This is a genomic window from Microbispora sp. CL1-1 (genome assembly GCF_012034195.1).
In the GTDB taxonomy this organism is placed as follows: Bacteria; Actinomycetota; Actinomycetes; order Streptosporangiales; family Streptosporangiaceae; genus Microbispora.
Window position 1 is genome coordinate 173,520 of sequence record NZ_JAATEK010000012.1, and the last position, 15,547, is coordinate 189,066.

Genomic DNA, 15,547 nt, shown 5'->3' on the forward strand with positions numbered 1-15,547 from the left:
TGTGCGGCACTTCGAGAGAGGTAGCTTCCGTATGGCACGTGGCGGAACGGCTTCCGATAGCGGCATGCCTCCCGGTGTGCGCCCGCTGACCGTTGGCGACCCGGTCGTCATCGGGCGCTACCTGCTGCTCGGCCGGCTGGGCAGCGGCGGAATGGGAGTCGTCTACCTGGCCGAGCACCCCAGCGGGGGATACGTCGCGCTGAAGACACCGCATCCGATGCACCTTGGGGACTCCACGCTGCGGGCCCGATTCGCCGAGGAGGTCGCGCTCTCCCGGCGCGTGGTGCCGTTCTGCACGGCCGTCGTCATCGAGGACGGTTTCGACGGCGAGCGGCCCTACCTCGTCACCGAATACGTCCCCGGCCCCGCGCTTTCCCAGGTGGTCTCCGCGCAGGGCGCGCTCACCCCCGACCTCGCGTACGGCGTGGCCCTCGGCACGGCCGCCGCGCTCGTGGCCACGCACGAGGCCGGGCTGGTGCACCGGGACCTCAAGCCGGGCAACGTGCTGCTGTCGCCGCGCGGGCCGTTCGTCATCGACTTCGGGATCGCCCGCGACCTCGACGTCGCGATGGCGCATACGCAGGCCGGGCAGATCATGGGCAGCCCGGGCTGGGTCGCGCCCGAGCGGCTGCGCGGACACCACGCCATCCCCGCCTCCGACGTCTTCTCCTGGGGCTGCCTGGTCGCGTTCGCGGCGACCGGGCTGCATCCGTTCGGCGGCGGCGACCTCGACGTGCTGACCCGGCGCATCCTGGTCGAGGAGCCCCGGATCGACGCCGTGCCGAGGCCGCTGTGGGGCGCAGTGGCGGCGGCGCTGCAGCGCGAGCCCGCCGACCGCCCGGACGCGGCGTGGCTGCTGGCCTCCCTGCTCGCGGCGGGCGGGGTCCACGCGGCCGCCGATCCCCGGCGTGCGGTCGCCGCCGTGCTCGACGAGATCTGGCAGCCTGTGCCCTACCCGGCGGGGGCCGTCCCCGGCCGGGCCACGCAGGGGACACGGAGCAGGGCCTCCGGGGAAGCGACCCAGGGACCGGCACAGGGGTCGATTCGGGGGTCGATTCGGGGGTCGGTACAGGGGCCGGCACAGGAGGGCAGGGCGGCGCGGCGCCGGGCGGCGCGATCGCGGGGACAGGTGTCCCACGCCGGCTTCGCGGCGCTCGCCACCGTGACGATCGCCGCGGTGACCGTGGTCGCGGCGGGCGCCGGGTCGGCCCACATGCAGAGCACGGCCGATCCGCCGCCCGCGGCGCCCGTGGTCATCCCCGGCGAGGACAGCGCCCTGCCGCCGGATGACGCGCTCCGCACCGGCCCGCCGGTGGTGCCCATCGCGGACGCCGCCCGGCCCAGGGTGACGGTGACGGCCACGCGGACCATGCCGCCCGGCTCACCCGGCTCGACGCCGGCGCCGGTGACCACGGACGACGGCCGGGCGACCGCGCCGCCCTCGCCGACGCCCGCCGGGACGACCCTGCGCCCGGGAGACGGGCGCTGCGTCACCGGGCGGCCGAGGGACTGCCGTCCCACCCGGCCCTCCCCACCGGGCCGCCCAGGACGCCCCAACCAGCCGGGACATCCGGGTCAGCCTGGTCAGCCCGGCCATCCCGGACAGCAGCCCGGTCAGCCCGGGCAGGGCCATTCCCCGGTCCCGTCCTCGGGGGTCAGCCAGGAGCCGCAGTGGGGCGACGGGGAGTCGCCGCCGCCGGAACCGGGCGGCAGCCCGCCGGCGAGCCCGCCGCCCAGCGTGGTGGTCACCCCCGCACCGTCCATTCCCTGATACGGCGTCCCGAGCGGGTGCCCGCGTGCAGCATGCTGTCTGTTCATGGAAGCAGCTCTCGAACTCGACGACGTGACCGTCCGCGTGGTCGGCCGGACCCTGGTGACCGGTGCCGACTGGCGGGTGGAGCACGGCCAGCACTGGGTGATCCTCGGCCCCAACGGCGCCGGGAAGACGACGATGCTCTCGATCGCCGCGGCCGTACGGCACCCGAGCTCCGGCACGGCCACAGTGCTCGGACGGCGGCTTGGCAGGGTCGACCTCCGGGAGCTGCGCCGCAGCATCGGCCTGGTGGCGGCGAGTCAGCGGCTCGTTGACGAGTCGCTGCTGGAGGAGGAGGGCGCGACCGCGCTGACCGTCGTGCTCACCGGTCATACCGGGACGAGCGCGCCGCTGTGGGACCGATACGGTGACGAGGAGCGGGAGCGGGCCCACCGGCTGCTGGCCGACCTCGGCTGCAAGGACCTGGCCGACCGCAGGTTCCAGGTGTGCTCGCAGGGGGAGCGCGCCCGCGTCCGGGTGGCCAGGGCGCTGATGGCCGACCCGGCGATCCTGCTGCTCGACGAGCCGTTCGCGGGCCTCGACCTGCCCGCGCGGGAGGACTTGATCGAGGCGCTGGAAGACTTGGCCCGCACCCGGCAGGGGCTCACCACCGTGATGGTCACGCACCACCTGGAGGAGGTGCCGGCCACCACCACGCACGCGCTGCTCATGCGGGACACCCGCATCCTGACCGCCGGTCCCGTGGACGAGGTGCTCACCGGCCCGAACCTGTCCGAGTGCTTCGGCCGCCGCCTGCGCATCGACGCGCTGGACGGCCGCTGGTACGCCCGCGCCCTGCGCGTCTGACCGGCCGCGGGCGCCGACCCGGCCCTGAGTACGCATCCGGGCGCGGGCTCGGACGCGGACGGGAGCCGTGACTCCGAGCGCGGACTCGGTCGCGCGCGCTGACCCGGCCCCGGGCGCTGACCCCGGTCGCTGACCCCGGTCGCGAACACGGCGAGGCCCCGCCGCCGATCCGTCAGATCCCCGAGGGTGACCTGCGGACGGACGGCGGGGCCCGCCACCGACCTGTGTCCCGATAAGTCCGCTGATGGTTAGTGAGCCCCGGCGAACTGTGCCTCCTCCGTCGAGCCCTTCAGGGCCGTCGTGGAGGAGTCCGGCGCGACGGCCGTGCTGACCAGGTCGAAGTATCCGGTGCCGACCTCCCGCTGGTGGCGGGTGGCGGTGTAGCCGCGCCGCTCGGCGGCGAACTCGGCCTCCTGGAGCCCGACGTACGCCGTCATGCCGTCCTGGGCGTAGCCGCTGGCCAGGTCGAACATCGAGTAGTTCAGCGAGTGGAAGCCGGCCAGGGTGATGAACTGGAACTTGTATCCCATGTGGCCCAGCTCGCGCTGGAACTTGGCGATCGTCGCGTCGTCCAGGTGCTTCTTCCAGTTGAACGACGGTGAGCAGTTGTAGGCGAGCATCTGGTCCGGGTGCTCCCGCTTGATCGCCTCGGCGAACTCGCGGGCCACGTCGAGGTCCGGTGTGGAGGTCTCCATCCACAGCAGGTCGGCGTACGGCGCGTAGGCGAGACCCCTGGCAATGCAGGCGTCGACGCCGTTGCGGACCCGGTAGAAGCCCTCGGCCGTGCGCTCGCCGGTGCAGAAGGCCTGGTCGCGGGGGTCCACGTCGCTGGTCAGGAGCGTCGCGGCCTGGGCGTCGGTCCGCGCGATGACCAGGGTGGGGACGCCCGCCACGTCGGCCGCGAGGCGGGCCGCGTTGAGGGTCTTGATGTGCTGGCCGGTGGGGATCAGCACCTTGCCGCCGAGGTGGCCGCACTTCTTCTCCGAGGCGAGCTGGTCCTCCCAGTGGACGCCCGCGGCGCCGGCCGCGATCATCGCCTTCATCAGCTCGAACGCGTTGAGCACGCCGCCGAAGCCGGCCTCGGCGTCGGCCACGATGGGCGCCAGCCAGTGGGGGGCCTCCTCGTCGCCCTCGGCCCAGGTGATCTGGTCGGCACGCAGCAGCGCGTTGTTGATCCGGCGGACCACGGCGGGGACCGAGTTGGCCGGATAGAGGCTCTGGTCGGGGTAGGTGTGACCGCTGAGGTTGGCGTCGGCGGCCACCTGCCAGCCGGACAGGTAGATCGCCTTGAGGCCCGCCTTCACCTGCTGGACCGCCTGGTTGCCGGTCAGCGCGCCCAGGGCGTGGACGTAGTCCTCGTGGTGCAGCAGGTCCCACAGACGCTCCGCGCCGAGCCGGGCCAGGGTGTGCTCCTCCTGCACGGAGCCGCGCAGGCGGATCACGTCCTCGGCCGTGTAGGTCCGCTCGACGTTCGTCCACCGCGGATTGGTCTCCCAGTCCTGCTGCAGCCGCTGGGCGGCTGCGGTGAGGCGATCCGACATCTCGGTCACTCCCTTGTTGCGTACGTTGTCGTCACCTGGGGCTTGCTTCCGAGTTTGTGTCGATATCAAGACACTTACAAGGAGTGGTCGGGCGAAAGAACGCCAAATATTCTGTTCCAAGCAAGACTGACGGGTATTCGACTATGAAGAAAGGCAAAGTTTTCGCTATGGACTAGACCAATCCGCGTGAAGTGGAGCACGTCTCGTTGGAAGAAACGCCGATTTTCCGCATAAGATCGGGTTATGACCTCCGTCCTGGGCGAAGAACCGCTGTCTTTGACGCACGAGCTCGATCTCCTGGCCTTCGGTCAGCGGCTCAAGCACCTGCGCAAGCAGCGCGGTCTCACGCTCTCCGAGCTCGGCGAGCGCGTCGGGCGTGCGCCCAGCCAGCTGTCGCTGCTGGAGAACGGCAAGCGCGAGCCCAAGCTCTCGCTGCTGAAGTCGCTCGCCGCCGCGCTGAACGTGCCGGTGGAGGAGCTGCTGCGCAGGCAGGCGCCGAACCGGCGGGCCCAGCTGGAGATCGCCCTGGAGGAGGCCCAGCGTGACCCGCTTTACGCGGGCCTGGGACTGAGCAGGCTCAAGGTCTCCTCACGGGTGCCCAACGAGGTGCTCGAACACATCCTCGGCCTGTTCGAGGAGCTCAAGGCCAGGGAGGCGAAGGGTACGGCCACGCCGGAGGAGGCGCGGGCCGCCAACGCCGAGCTGCGGCGCAAGCAGCGCGAGCTGGGCAACTACTTCGAGGAGATCGAGAAGGCCGCAGCCGAGGCCCTGACCGCCGTCGGTTACCGGACCGGCGCGCTGTCGGAGAGCACCGTCCAGGCGCTGGTGTCGCACTTCGGGTTCACCGTGCACACCGCGCCCGACCTGCCGCGCTCGGCGCGGTCGGTGACCGATCTGCGCAACCGCCGCATCTACGTCAAACGCCAGCAGCTCGGCATGCACACGCCGCGCACCGTGCTGCTGCAGACGCTCGGGCACATCGCGCTCCAGCACCACAAGCCGCGCGACTTCGCCGACTTCCTGCGCCAGCGGGTGGAGGCCAACTACTTCGCCGCCGCCGTCCTCGTGCCCGAGGCGGCGGCCGTGCCGTACCTGCGGGAGGCCAAGCAGGACAAGGCGCTGTCGGTGGAGGACCTGCGCGACGTGTTCGCGGTGTCCTACGAGATGGCGGCGCACCGGTTCACCAACATCGCCACCCGCCATCTCGACATCGTCTGTCACTTCGTGCGCAACGACGCCGGAGGGATCATCTATAAGGCGTACGAGAACGACGGGATCGTCTTCCCCGCCGACGAGCAGGGGGCGATCGAGGGCCAGCGGATGTGCCAGCAGTGGTCGGGCCGCCAGGTGTTCCTCTCGCCCGACCGGTTCTCGGTGTACTACCAATACTCCGACTCGCCCACCGGCACGTACTTCTGCATCGCCCACGTGGACCCGTCGCAGGAGAAGGACTTCGCGATCACGCTGGGCGTGCCCTACCGGGAGTCGCGCTGGTTCCGCGGGCGCGAGACCACCCACCGCACCCGCTCGAACTGCCCGAACGGCGAGTGCTGCCGCCGCCCGCCGGCCGAGCTCGCGCAGCGCTGGGAGGGCTACGCCTGGCCGTCGGCCCGCGCCAACTCCCACGTGCTCGCCGCGCTGCCGCCCGGGTCGTTCCCCGGCGTCGACGAGGCCGACGTGTACGCGTTCCTGGAGCGCCACGCCGCCAGCGGCTGACGGGCGACGGCTCGCGGATGAAAGTTTCACGACATCCCATCGATGCGGGGTGACAACGTCAGGGAAGATGTCCAAGCGGTGCCGGGGCGATGCCCGGCCGTCCGAGACATCACATCTTTGCCCTTGACGGCGAAGCCTTCTTCACATTGACTCCGCATTACCGTCAAACCGCGAATCGGTGTCGGGCGTCGATTGATGTTAGCGCTAACACTGCCTGGCCGGGCCTGCCGTGTCGCCGCCGTCCGCTCATGATTCCTGATCGAGAGGAGAAGGCATCATGGTTTTGGGAAGCCTGAGAAGGGCGCTCGCAGCCGGGGCGAGCGCGGTGATCGCCGCCGGCCTGCCGGCCGGCCTTTCCGCACCGTCCGAGGCCGCCACGCAGGGGCCGTGCGACATCTACGCCGCGGGCGGCACGCCGTGCGTGGCGGCGCACAGCACGACCCGCGCTCTGTATGGCAACTACAGCGGCCCGCTTTACCAGGTGCGCCGTTCCTCCGACAACGCCACCCGTGACATCGGCGTGCTGAGCGCGGGCGGCGTCGCCAACGCCGCGACGCAGGACTCGTTCTGCGCCGGCACCACCTGCGTGATCACGATCATCTACGACCAGTCCGGCCGCAACAACCGCCTCACCCAGGCGCCTCCCGGCTACTGGAAGGGCCCTGCCGCGGGCGGATGGGACAACCTCGCTGACGCGAAGGCGGCCCCGATCACCATCGGCGGCCAGAAGGCGTACGGCGTCCGCGTGGAGCCCGGCACGGGCTACCGCAACAACAACACCAACGGTGTCGCGACCGGCGACCAGCCCGAGGGCATCTACGCCGTCGTCGACGGCACGCACTACAACCAGTGGTGCTGCTTCGACTACGGCAACGCGCAGACGGACGGCCAGGCCGACGCCCCCGCCATCATGGAGACGGTCTACTTCGGCGCCGACAAGCAGTGGGGCTACGGGTCCGGAGCCGGTCCCTGGATCATGGCCGATCTGGAGTGGGGATTGTTCTCCGGGGTGAACGCGGGCTACAACGACCTCGCACCCATCAACCACCGCTTCGTCACCGCCATCGTCAAGGGCGAGCCGAACCACTGGGCGATCCGGGGCGGCGACGCGCAGTCGGGCGGCCTGACGACCTATTTCGACGGACGTCGCCCCAACGGCTACAACCCGATGAAGAAGGAAGGCGCCATCCTGCTCGGCATCGGCGGCGACAACAGCGTCTCCGGGCGCGGCACCTTCTACGAGGGCGTGCTGACCTCCGGCTATCCGACGGAGGCCACCGAAAACGCCGTACAGGCGAACATCGCCGCCGCCGGCTACGCGACGGCGGGAGGCGGCGGCCCGCAGCAGAACGCCGAGATCGTCGGTGGCCAGTCCGGCCGTTGCGTCGACGTGCCGAACGCCGGCACCACCAACGGCACCCAGGTCCAGCTGTGGGACTGCAACGGACAGACCAACCAGCGGTGGACGTACACCTCCGGCAAGCAGCTGCAGGTGTACGGCAACAAGTGCCTGGACGCGTACAACCAGGGCACCACGAACGGCACCCAGGTGATCATCTGGGACTGCAACGGCCAGGCCAACCAGCAGTGGAACCTCAACGGCAACGGCACCATCACCGGTGTGCAGTCCGGGTTGTGCCTGGACGCCAACGGCGCCGCCACCGCCAACGGCACGAAACTCATCCTGTGGTCCTGCAACGGGCAGGACAACCAGCGGTGGAGCCTGCGCAGCTGATTCCGGCCACCTGCTCCGGCACATCCCCGGTCACGCCGTCCGCGTGACCGGGGCGATCCGCGTGACCGGGGTGAAGGGTCTGGCGGGGGAGGTCCCGGCGGTGCCGGTCACCTGCTGACGGCGGCGCGGACGAACTCCACGAGGTGCTCGCGCAGCGCATCCCGTCCCTCGGGGGTCGCCGCCTCGTCCCCGACCATGATCCGGCCGAGCTGCGGCATGACGGTCGGCCATATCGCCATGCCCACCAGCGAGAACACCATCCGGGCGACCGATGCGTCCGGCTCCCGGCCGAGGCCCTCGGCGAGCGACTCGGTCTTCGACCGGCACTTGTCCACCCGGAGCTCCTGGCCGGGAAGCAGGTCGTCCTCGCCCCTGTAGTTGAGCGCCTCCCACATCAGCAGGCGTACCAGGTCGGGGTGGGCGGAGTAGAAGTCGAAGAGGTTGCCGACGTACTCCGCCGGGTCCTTGCCGGGCATCGCCACCGCCTCGGTGACCTCGTCGAGCGCCGCCTTGATGACGGTGTCGAACAGTTTCTCCTTGCTGCCGAAGTGCCCGTAGATCCGCTCCTTGTTGACCCCGGCCCGCTCGGCGATGCGGTCCACCCGCGCGCCCGCCACGCCGTACGCCGCGAACTCCGTCCGCGCGGCCTTCAGCAGGGCGGCCTTGGTGGCGGCGGTGGGGTCCTTGGCGTCTTTGCGGGGCGGCATCGGCGTCCTCCGTGTTCGTGAGCGGCTGGGGCTGAGGTGGCGCCTCAGCATACCCCTCGCACCACCAACTGGTTGGTTGACATCCAACTAGTTGGTTGGTTACGGTTCCTCGCCATGGACACATCGACTCCCGCCGTTTCCCCAACCGCGGCATCGACCTCCCCAACCTCGGCATCAACCGCCTCCGCGGCACCCCGTGAGACGTACGCGCCGGTGTGGCGAACCGTGGCCACGTTCGTGCCGGCCGGGCTCCTCGCCACCGGGCACCTCTACCTCGTGATCCCCCTGCTGGCGCGGATGTCGGCCGACTGGGGCACACCCGCCTCCGCCCTCACCTGGCTCGTGAGCGCCTTCGGCCTCGGCTACGCGGCAGGCTTCCTGGCGTTCGGCCCCCTGTCCGACCTGTACGGCAGGCGCCGCGTGATGACCTGGGGCACGGCGGCCACGGCGGTGACGACCGCGCTGGTCGCGCTGAGCCCCGGCCCCGGGACGGCGCTCGCCCTGCGGCTGGTCGAGGGCGTCACCACCGCCGTCTTCGCCCCCACCGCGTTCTCGTATATCGCCGAGCGGGTCGAACCCCGCCGCCGGACGTTCACGATGACCTCCGTGGTCAGTGCGCTGTTCGCCTCGGCCGTGGTGGCGCAGCTCGCCGGCAAGGCGCTCGTCGACCTGCTCGGGTGGCGGCCGGTCTTCCTGCTCGGCGGCGCCGCGTTCGCCGTCGTGGCCGTGGTGCTGCGCCGGGTGATGCTGCCCGACACCGGCCGCCGTGTTGCCGTGAACCCCTACGCCGTCGTCCCGGCGCTGCTGCGCAACCCGCGCCTGGTCCTGGTGTACGCCGCGACGCCGACGATTCTCGGCGCGTTCGTCGCCGTCTACACCGGGTTGCAGCTCCAAGGCCCGGCGGGCATCGCCGGCGACCCCTCCGCGCTGCTGACGCTGCGGGCCACCGCGTTGCCGGCGATCGTGGCGATCCCGTTCGCCACACCCTGCCTGGCCCGGATCTCCCCGGCCCGCAGGGCGGCGCTGGCCGTCGGGGCCGCCGCGGTGCTCGCGCTGGTGGTCGGGCTCGCCGCCCACGGCGTCGTCGCCCTGGCGGTGCTGCTGGCCGGCTTCGCCTTCGCGATCGGCGTGGCCGCTCCCGCCTTCATCGAGACCGTGGGCCTGCTGGCCGGTCCCGCGCGGGGCACCGCCGTCTCGCTGTTCACCTTCTTCCTGTTCACCGGGGCCAGCATCGGCCCGGTCGTGGCCTCGGCCGCCGCGTCGTACGGCTTCGCCGCCCTCATGTCCGGCGTGGCGGGGGTGCTGGCGCTGGGAGGGGGGCTCGTGCTGATCGCCTCTTCCGGCCGCCGCATAAGGTGATGCCAGTAAAACGTGGCGGACAGGGGGAGGACGGGCGTGCTGGCTGAGGTGGAGGCCTGGCTGAGTCGGCGTACCTCGTCGGCGGCCGACTGGCCGGCCCGCGCCCTGCTGGCCGCGAAGAGAAGCGCCACGATCTCGGTGGTGCTGCCCGCGAGGAACGAGGAGGAGACCGTCGGGGAGATCGTCTCCGCCGTGCGGCGCGATCTCGTCGAGGCCGTCCCGCTCGTGGACGAGCTGGTGGTGATCGACTCGCGGTCGTCCGACGACACGGCGGCCCGGGCCTTACGCGCCGGGGCGAAGGTCTTCGCGCAGGACGAGATCCTGCCCGAGCTGCACGATCCGCACTACGACGGCAAGGGCGAGGCCCTGTGGAAGTCCCTCGCGGTGACGACCGGCGACCTGGTGGTGTTCGTCGACGCCGACCTGCGCGAGTTCCGTACCTCGTTCGTGACCGGCCTGCTGGGACCCCTGCTGACCGACCCCGCGGTCGGATACGTGAAGGCGTGCTACGACCGGCCGCTGCTCGGCGCGACGGAACCGAACGCCGGGGGCAGGGTCACCGAGCTGGTCGCCCGTCCGCTGCTCAACCTGCACTGGCCGCTGCTCGCCGGGTTCGTGCAGCCGCTCGCCGGTGAGTACGCCGGCCGCCGTTCGGTCCTGGAACGTGTGCCGTTCGTCACCGGATATGGCGTGGAGCTGGGACTTCTCATCGACCTCCTCGACATGGTGGGGCTGGACGCGCTCGCCCAGGTCGACCTGGGCCGCCGCGTCCACTCCCACCAGTCGACGGAGGCGCTCGGCGGGATGGCCGGGCAGATCATGCACACCGCCTGGGCGCGGCTGGAGCGCCAGGACAAGATCGTTCCGTTGCACGAGCCGTCCGCGCGGCTCGTCCAGTTCGAACGCGGGCCCGCCGGACACCGCCCGCTGACCCGCGACGTCGGGGTGTCCGAGCGCCCGCCGATGGCGACGGTGCCGCAGTACGCGTCCCGGCTGCGCTGACGGGCCTCCCCCTAGTGTTACCGTTGGTAACACCGAGGAGAGGAGAGCCCCCGATGACCTTCTGCCCCGAGTTGAGCGACGACCTTCGCGAACTACGCGACTGGGTCCGCGAGTTCGCCCGGGATGTCGTCCGCCCGGCCGGGGCGGACTGGGACGAGCGCGAGGAGACGCCCTGGCCGGTCATCCAGGAGGCCGCCAAGATCGGGCTGTACTCGCTGGACTTCTTCGCCCAGCAGTGGTTCGAGGAGTCGGGGCTCGGCCTGCCCGTGGCGTTCGAGGAGCTGTTCTGGGGGGACGCCGGCATCGGCCTGTCGATCGTGGGCACCGGCCTCGCCGCCGCCTCCATCGCCGCGAACGGCACCCCCGAGCAGATGGGGGAGTGGCTGCCCCAGATGTTCGGCAGCCCCGACGACGTCAAGCTCGGCGCGTTCTGCTCCTCCGAGCCCGACGCCGGCAGCGACGTCGGCGCGATCAGGACGCGGGCCGTCTACGACGAGGCCAAGGACGAGTGGGTCCTCAACGGCGTGAAGACCTGGGCCACCAACGGCGGCATCGCCAACGTCCACGTCATCGTGGCCTCGGTCGACCCCTCCCTCGGCACGCGGGGCCAGGCGTCCTTCGTCGTCCCGCCCGGCGCCCGCGGCCTGTCCCAGGGGCAGAAGTTCAAGAAGCACGGCATCCGCGCCTCGCACACCGCCGAGGTCGTCCTGGACGACGTACGGGTGCCCGGCCGGTGCCTGGTGGGCGGCAAGGAGAAGCTGGACGAGCGGCTCGCGCGGGTGCGCGCCGGCGCGCGGTCCGGCGAGCAGGCCGCGATGCGGACCTTCGAGACCACCCGCCCCCTCGTCGCCGCCATGGCCGTGGGCGTGGCGCGTGCGGCCTACGAGTACGCCCGCGACTACGCCCGCGAGCGCGAGCAGTTCGGCCGCAAGATCGGGGAGAACCAGGCGGTCGCGTTCCTCCTGGCCGACATGGCCACCCGGGTGGACGTCGCCCGGCTCATGACCTGGCGGGCCGCCTGGACGGCCCGCAACGGCCGGCGCTTCGAGCAGGCCGAGGGCTCGATGAGCAAGCTGGTCGCGAGCGAGACCGCGGTGTGGGTGACCGAGCAGGCCATCCAGATCCTCGGCGGGGCCGGCTACACCCGCGAGCACCCCGTCGAGCGCTTCCACCGCGACGCCAAGATCTTCACGATCTTCGAGGGCACCAGCGAGATCCAGCGCCTCATCATCGGCCGCGCCGTCACCGGCCTCCCCGTCCGCTGATCCCGATCCTCACCCAGGGCCCACGCCTGTGAAGTCTCGGATGAGCCGGGCGAGTCTCGCCGGCTGGTCCAGGGGGATGAGGGTGTAGCTGTCGTCCACCTCGGCCAGTTGTCCGTACGGAAGGAGCTCGGCGAGGCGGCGGCCGTGTTCGGGCGGCATGACGCGGTCTTCGCTCGCCCAGACGACGAGGGCGGGGCGGTCGAAGCCCTTCAGGCGTTCGGCGACGCCGACCAGGAAGCCGGTGTCCGAGACGACTGCCCGCAGTGTTCGCACGGTGTCGCGGCGGATCTTCGGCTGTGTCAGGACCGGCTTCATCCACCGGGCGGTGGCGGCGTCTCCTCGTTTGGTCAGCCATCCGAACGCGATCGGGAGCCGCCGCACCGCTCGGAGCCGCATCTGCTGCATGAACAGCCCGAACACCCGGGGCGGCAGCTTGCCGGCGAGCACGAGCGTCCTGCCCGTCAGCCCGGGCGGGAAGTTGTCGAACGCATCGCATGAGGCGAGCACGACGCGTCCCACGGGCGCGGCGTCATCGCACATGAGCAGCTGGACGAGCGCTCCGCCCGTGTCATTGCCGACGAGGGTGACGTCACGCAGGCCGAGGCGGTCGAGGAACTCCGCCACCAGCCGGGCCGCCCCGGGCAGCGACAGGTCGGCGCCGGGACGCATCGCGTGACGGTGCGCCCCGAGCGGCAGTGTCGGCGCCACGCAACGGTGATCGGCGGACAGATCGGAGATCAGCTCGTCCCACAGCGAGGCGTCCATCATCAGCCCGTGCAACAGCACGAGCGTGGGCCCGCTGCCGCCGGTGTCCTCATACTCGATCGTCCCAGCGGACAGCTCGATCTTCTTCACGTTCCCTCTTCTCAGTGCCGTACGGGCTTCTCAGTGCCGTACGGGCTTCTCAGTGCCGTACGGGATCGACGGGCGCGGGGCGATCCGCTCGCGCGGGTTCGAGCAGGTGCCGGCGCAGGAAGGACAGCTGGGCCTCGACCGCCTGCTCGTGCTTGTCCAAGAACGGGGCGTAATGCCCGCCGGATATCCGTACGAGCTCTCCGTGGGGAGCTCGCTTCGCCGCCCGGACGGACGGCTCGACGAGCGACGTCTGATCCTGGTCGCAGACGAAGACGAGCAGCGGGCAGCGCACCCTGGCCGCGTCCCGGCCGGGCCGGTAGGCCGTGAGGCGAAGCGCTGAACGGGCGGCGACCATCTGCTGCCAGTCCGGGTACCGTTCCGGACGCAGCGCGCGGCCGGTGTCGAGGGCGTCGGGTGTCGTGAGCATCGCGACGGTCCGCGGCTCTCCGACGAGCGGCACCAGCCGCGGTGGCCGGCCCACGAGACCGCCGAGGGCATCGAGAACGGCGCGGCCGGTGAACCGCAGCATCGCGAGTGGCCTCTGGTGACGTGCGGCGTTGCGGGCGGTGGCCGGGCCGTCGGCGTTCGGTGTCTGCGCGATCGCCGCGCCGAGCCGCGGGTCGCGCGCCGCGACGCGGAAGATGTGACCACCGGAGGCGGAGAAGGCCCAGACCGCGAGCCTGGCCGAATCGACTCCCGGCAGAGTCCGGGCGAAGTCGATCGCGGCCTGCCAGTCGTCGAGCTGGTCCCTGACCGGGAGGGCCAGGCGCGGTTGCCCGCCGCTCTCCCCGAGGCGGCGGTAGTCGAAGGCGAGGACCGCGAATCCGGCCTGGTTGAACCGCTTCGCGAACAGGTCGGTGGCCGGCTCCTTGGGCACCGCGAACCCACCGGCCATGACCACGCAGGCGGCGTTGGTGCCCGGATAGTGCCAGGCGGCGCACTCGGTGCCGCCGCTGGTGAAGCGAACTTTCTCCCGCTCCATGGACTCGCGTTCGCTCATCTGGGGGTCCTCTCCTCTGCTCGTCGGGGTCGTCGGGGTCGTCGGGGTCGTCGGGGTCGTCGGGATCTGTGTCGGGGTCTGTGCCGGGGTTGTCGGGAGCGGTCGGAGTCGGCGGGGTCGTCGGGGTTGTCGGGAGCGGTCGGGGATGCTCATGCGTGCCTTCCCGGGTCAGCCGATCGAGCATGCCCGTATCGTGAGGCATGCCTCAGCTTTGATTCGACTGTAGCACTAACATGAGGCACCCCTCATGATGGGTAACCTGAGGGGTGCCTCACGTCGATATCCTGGGATCATGTCGCGATCCGCCGAAGAGCCCGCCTACCTGGCCCGACCTCGGCGTCGTGATGCGCAGCGCAACCGGGAGCGCTTCATCGCCGCCGCTCAGGCCGCATTCGCGGCGAACGGCGTCGACGCCTCCCTGGAACAGATCGCCCGCGACGTCGGCCTGGCGATCGGCACGCTCTACCGGCACTTCCCCACGCGCATCGATCTCCTGCTGGCCGTCTTCGAACCCAAGGTGCAGAAGTTCGTCGAGACCGCCGAACACGCCCTGGCCATGGACGACGCCTGGGAAGGCTTCTGTGTCTTCCTCGAAGCGCTGTTCGGCATGCAGGCCGGAGACCGCGGATTCAACGACCTGGTCTCGATGCGCTTCCCCGCCAGCGAGCGCACCGAAGCGATGCACGACAGGCTCTACCACCTGCTGGAGAAGATCCTGCACCGCGCCCAGGAGCACGGCGTCGTGCGCCCGGACATCACCGTGGCCGACATCATCACCCTGGTCTGGGCCAACGGCCGCATCATCGAGGCCACGAGCCACACCGCGCCCCAGGCCTGGCGGCGTCACCTGCATCTCATGATCGACGCGTTCCGGGCCGAGAACCGGCACGACCTGCCGGAACCTCCGCTGACGGGAGAGCAGCTCTACGCGGCCATGGTCCACCTGAGCGGCGAGTAGTACCTGTCAGGTCGGCCGGGATGCCCGGCGTACGGATTATGGCCTGGTCGGCCGGGATGTCCCGGCTTACGGCCTGGTCGGCCGGGATGCTCGGCCTCCTGCGTGGTCGGCCTCCTGCCTGGCCCGGCGTGCGGCCTGGTCGGCCCTCTGCCTGCTCGGCCGTTCGCCCGCCACCTCGTCATCGTCCGCGCCGCTTACCGGCCTCCCCGCCCGTCGAGCGGGCCGAAGGCTCGGCCGACCTGCGTATCCGATCTCCGTCGCGGGTTGCTGTTTCGACCGGCGGTGGAGTCGCGTTCCCCCTGCCCGCCTACGCGGTGGGACGTCCAGGGTCGTCCAGGCCGGACGCGCCGCCCATGCGTCTGGCGCTCGAGCGGGGTGACGTCGCCGCTTCGCGGTGCGAGCTCGACCATGCCATCGCGTATGAGGTGCCCGAGGTGGTGCACCGGGCCCTGGCGTTCAAGGTGCTGGTGGCGGGAGCGGCGGGCGACGACGCGGCCCGCCGGGCAGCGGCCTCCTGCCTGGACGAACGGTCGGCGAACGGCACTCCCCGGGCCCGGCTCGCCGCCGACCTGGCGGTGGGCTGGACGTTCCAGGATCGCGCGCGGGCCGACGCGGCACTGGAACAGGCACGCGCCGACGGCCTGCCGTTCGAGGAGGCGCGGGCCCGGCTGGTCCTCGGCGTGCTCGGCGACGCCGGGTAGTTCCCCTTAACGGAGCGTCCACGCGCTTCGGTTCAGTCGGACACCACGGTCGGGACGTTGCATCGAGGACTGCCTCGCATCGCTGGGC

13 protein-coding genes are annotated in these 15,547 nt (G+C 71.3%); 9 read left to right on the forward strand and 4 right to left on the reverse strand.

What is annotated here, in order from left to right:
- The first annotated feature begins 64 nt into the window (after positions 1-64).
- Complete coding sequence (locus HCK04_RS17335) at positions 65-1,771, forward strand: serine/threonine-protein kinase (RefSeq protein ID WP_168066005.1); 1,707 nt, start codon at positions 65-67, stop codon at positions 1,769-1,771.
- 45 nt (positions 1,772-1,816) lie between these two features.
- Positions 1,817-2,620 carry an ATP-binding cassette domain-containing protein gene (locus HCK04_RS17340; protein ID WP_142648367.1) on the forward strand — a complete coding sequence of 268 codons (804 nt, stop codon included), beginning with the start codon at positions 1,817-1,819 and terminating at the stop codon, positions 2,618-2,620.
- Between the two features lie 248 nt (positions 2,621-2,868).
- On the opposite strand, the gene aceA is transcribed toward HCK04_RS17340, so the two are convergent.
- Complete coding sequence (gene aceA, locus HCK04_RS17345; protein WP_142648368.1) at positions 2,869-4,161, reverse strand: isocitrate lyase; 1,293 nt, start codon at positions 4,159-4,161, stop codon at positions 2,869-2,871.
- Between the two features lie 243 nt (positions 4,162-4,404).
- Between aceA and HCK04_RS17350 the strand changes: the two genes are divergently transcribed.
- Entirely contained in the window at positions 4,405-5,877 is a 1,473-nt protein-coding gene (locus HCK04_RS17350) for a helix-turn-helix domain-containing protein (protein WP_240971510.1), read from the forward strand.
- Positions 5,878-6,154: 277 nt separating this feature from the next.
- The gene (locus HCK04_RS42450) at positions 6,155-7,612 is read left to right on the forward strand and encodes an arabinofuranosidase catalytic domain-containing protein (RefSeq protein ID WP_142648369.1); all 1,458 of its coding nucleotides are present in this window, start codon (positions 6,155-6,157) and stop codon (positions 7,610-7,612) included.
- Positions 7,613-7,719: 107 nt separating this feature from the next.
- Here the strand turns inward: HCK04_RS42450 and HCK04_RS17360 are convergent, their stop codons facing one another.
- Positions 7,720-8,319, reverse strand: a complete 600-nt coding sequence (locus HCK04_RS17360) for a TetR family transcriptional regulator (protein ID WP_142648370.1) — start codon at positions 8,317-8,319, stop codon at positions 7,720-7,722.
- A 225-nt stretch (positions 8,320-8,544) separates the two neighbouring features.
- On the opposite strand from HCK04_RS17360, the gene HCK04_RS17365 reads away from it, so the two are divergent.
- Genes HCK04_RS17365 through HCK04_RS17375 form a run of 3 tightly spaced genes read left to right on the forward strand, consistent with a single transcriptional unit; the run spans position 8,545 to position 11,945 of the window.
- Positions 8,545-9,678 (forward strand): MFS transporter, encoded by a 1,134-nt coding sequence (locus HCK04_RS17365; RefSeq protein ID WP_168066007.1) that lies wholly within the window; start codon positions 8,545-8,547, stop codon positions 9,676-9,678.
- Positions 9,679-9,714: 36 nt separating this feature from the next.
- A complete protein-coding gene (locus tag HCK04_RS17370) occupies positions 9,715-10,680 on the forward strand; it encodes a glucosyl-3-phosphoglycerate synthase (RefSeq protein ID WP_142648372.1) in 966 nt (321 codons plus the stop codon).
- A 53-nt stretch (positions 10,681-10,733) separates the two neighbouring features.
- Entirely contained in the window at positions 10,734-11,945 is a 1,212-nt protein-coding gene (locus HCK04_RS17375) for an acyl-CoA dehydrogenase family protein (RefSeq protein ID WP_142648373.1), read from the forward strand.
- A gap of 9 nt (positions 11,946-11,954) precedes the next feature.
- On the opposite strand, the gene HCK04_RS17380 is transcribed toward HCK04_RS17375, so the two are convergent.
- Both HCK04_RS17380 and HCK04_RS17385 read right to left on the reverse strand, forming a co-directional pair.
- Positions 11,955-12,800 carry an alpha/beta hydrolase gene (locus HCK04_RS17380; RefSeq protein WP_142648374.1) on the reverse strand — a complete coding sequence of 282 codons (846 nt, stop codon included), beginning with the start codon at positions 12,798-12,800 and terminating at the stop codon, positions 11,955-11,957.
- 49 nt (positions 12,801-12,849) lie between these two features.
- Positions 12,850-13,800, reverse strand: coding sequence for an alpha/beta hydrolase (locus HCK04_RS17385; protein WP_205830361.1), 951 nt, complete (start codon positions 13,798-13,800; stop codon positions 12,850-12,852).
- Between the two features lie 292 nt (positions 13,801-14,092).
- Between HCK04_RS17385 and HCK04_RS17390 the strand changes: the two genes are divergently transcribed.
- Positions 14,093-14,758, forward strand: a complete 666-nt coding sequence (locus tag HCK04_RS17390) for a TetR/AcrR family transcriptional regulator (protein WP_142648375.1) — start codon at positions 14,093-14,095, stop codon at positions 14,756-14,758.
- Positions 14,759-15,111: 353 nt separating this feature from the next.
- Positions 15,112-15,459 carry a hypothetical protein gene (locus tag HCK04_RS17395; RefSeq protein WP_142648376.1) on the forward strand — a complete coding sequence of 116 codons (348 nt, stop codon included), beginning with the start codon at positions 15,112-15,114 and terminating at the stop codon, positions 15,457-15,459.
- Positions 15,460-15,547: the final 88 nt, after the last annotated feature.

Excerpts from the sequence above, each read along its gene's own strand:
- HCK04_RS17375 (WP_142648373.1), top strand. The coding sequence starts at position 10,734 with ATGACCTTCTGCCCCGAGTTGAGCGACGACCTTCGCGAACTACGCGAC.
- HCK04_RS17335 (WP_168066005.1), top strand. The coding sequence starts at position 65 with ATGCCTCCCGGTGTGCGCCCGCTGACCGTTGGCGACCCGGTCGTCATC.
- HCK04_RS17350 (WP_240971510.1), top strand. The coding sequence starts at position 4,405 with ATGACCTCCGTCCTGGGCGAAGAACCGCTGTCTTTGACGCACGAGCTC.
- HCK04_RS17340 (WP_142648367.1), top strand. The coding sequence starts at position 1,817 with ATGGAAGCAGCTCTCGAACTCGACGACGTGACCGTCCGCGTGGTCGGC.
- HCK04_RS17395 (WP_142648376.1), top strand. The coding sequence starts at position 15,112 with ATGCGTCTGGCGCTCGAGCGGGGTGACGTCGCCGCTTCGCGGTGCGAG.
- aceA (WP_142648368.1), bottom strand. The coding sequence starts at position 4,161 with ATGTCGGATCGCCTCACCGCAGCCGCCCAGCGGCTGCAGCAGGACTGG.
- HCK04_RS17390 (WP_142648375.1), top strand. The coding sequence starts at position 14,093 with ATGTCGCGATCCGCCGAAGAGCCCGCCTACCTGGCCCGACCTCGGCGT.
- HCK04_RS42450 (WP_142648369.1), top strand. The coding sequence starts at position 6,155 with ATGGTTTTGGGAAGCCTGAGAAGGGCGCTCGCAGCCGGGGCGAGCGCG.
- HCK04_RS17360 (WP_142648370.1), bottom strand. The coding sequence starts at position 8,319 with ATGCCGCCCCGCAAAGACGCCAAGGACCCCACCGCCGCCACCAAGGCC.
- HCK04_RS17385 (WP_205830361.1), bottom strand. The coding sequence starts at position 13,800 with ATGAGCGAACGCGAGTCCATGGAGCGGGAGAAAGTTCGCTTCACCAGC.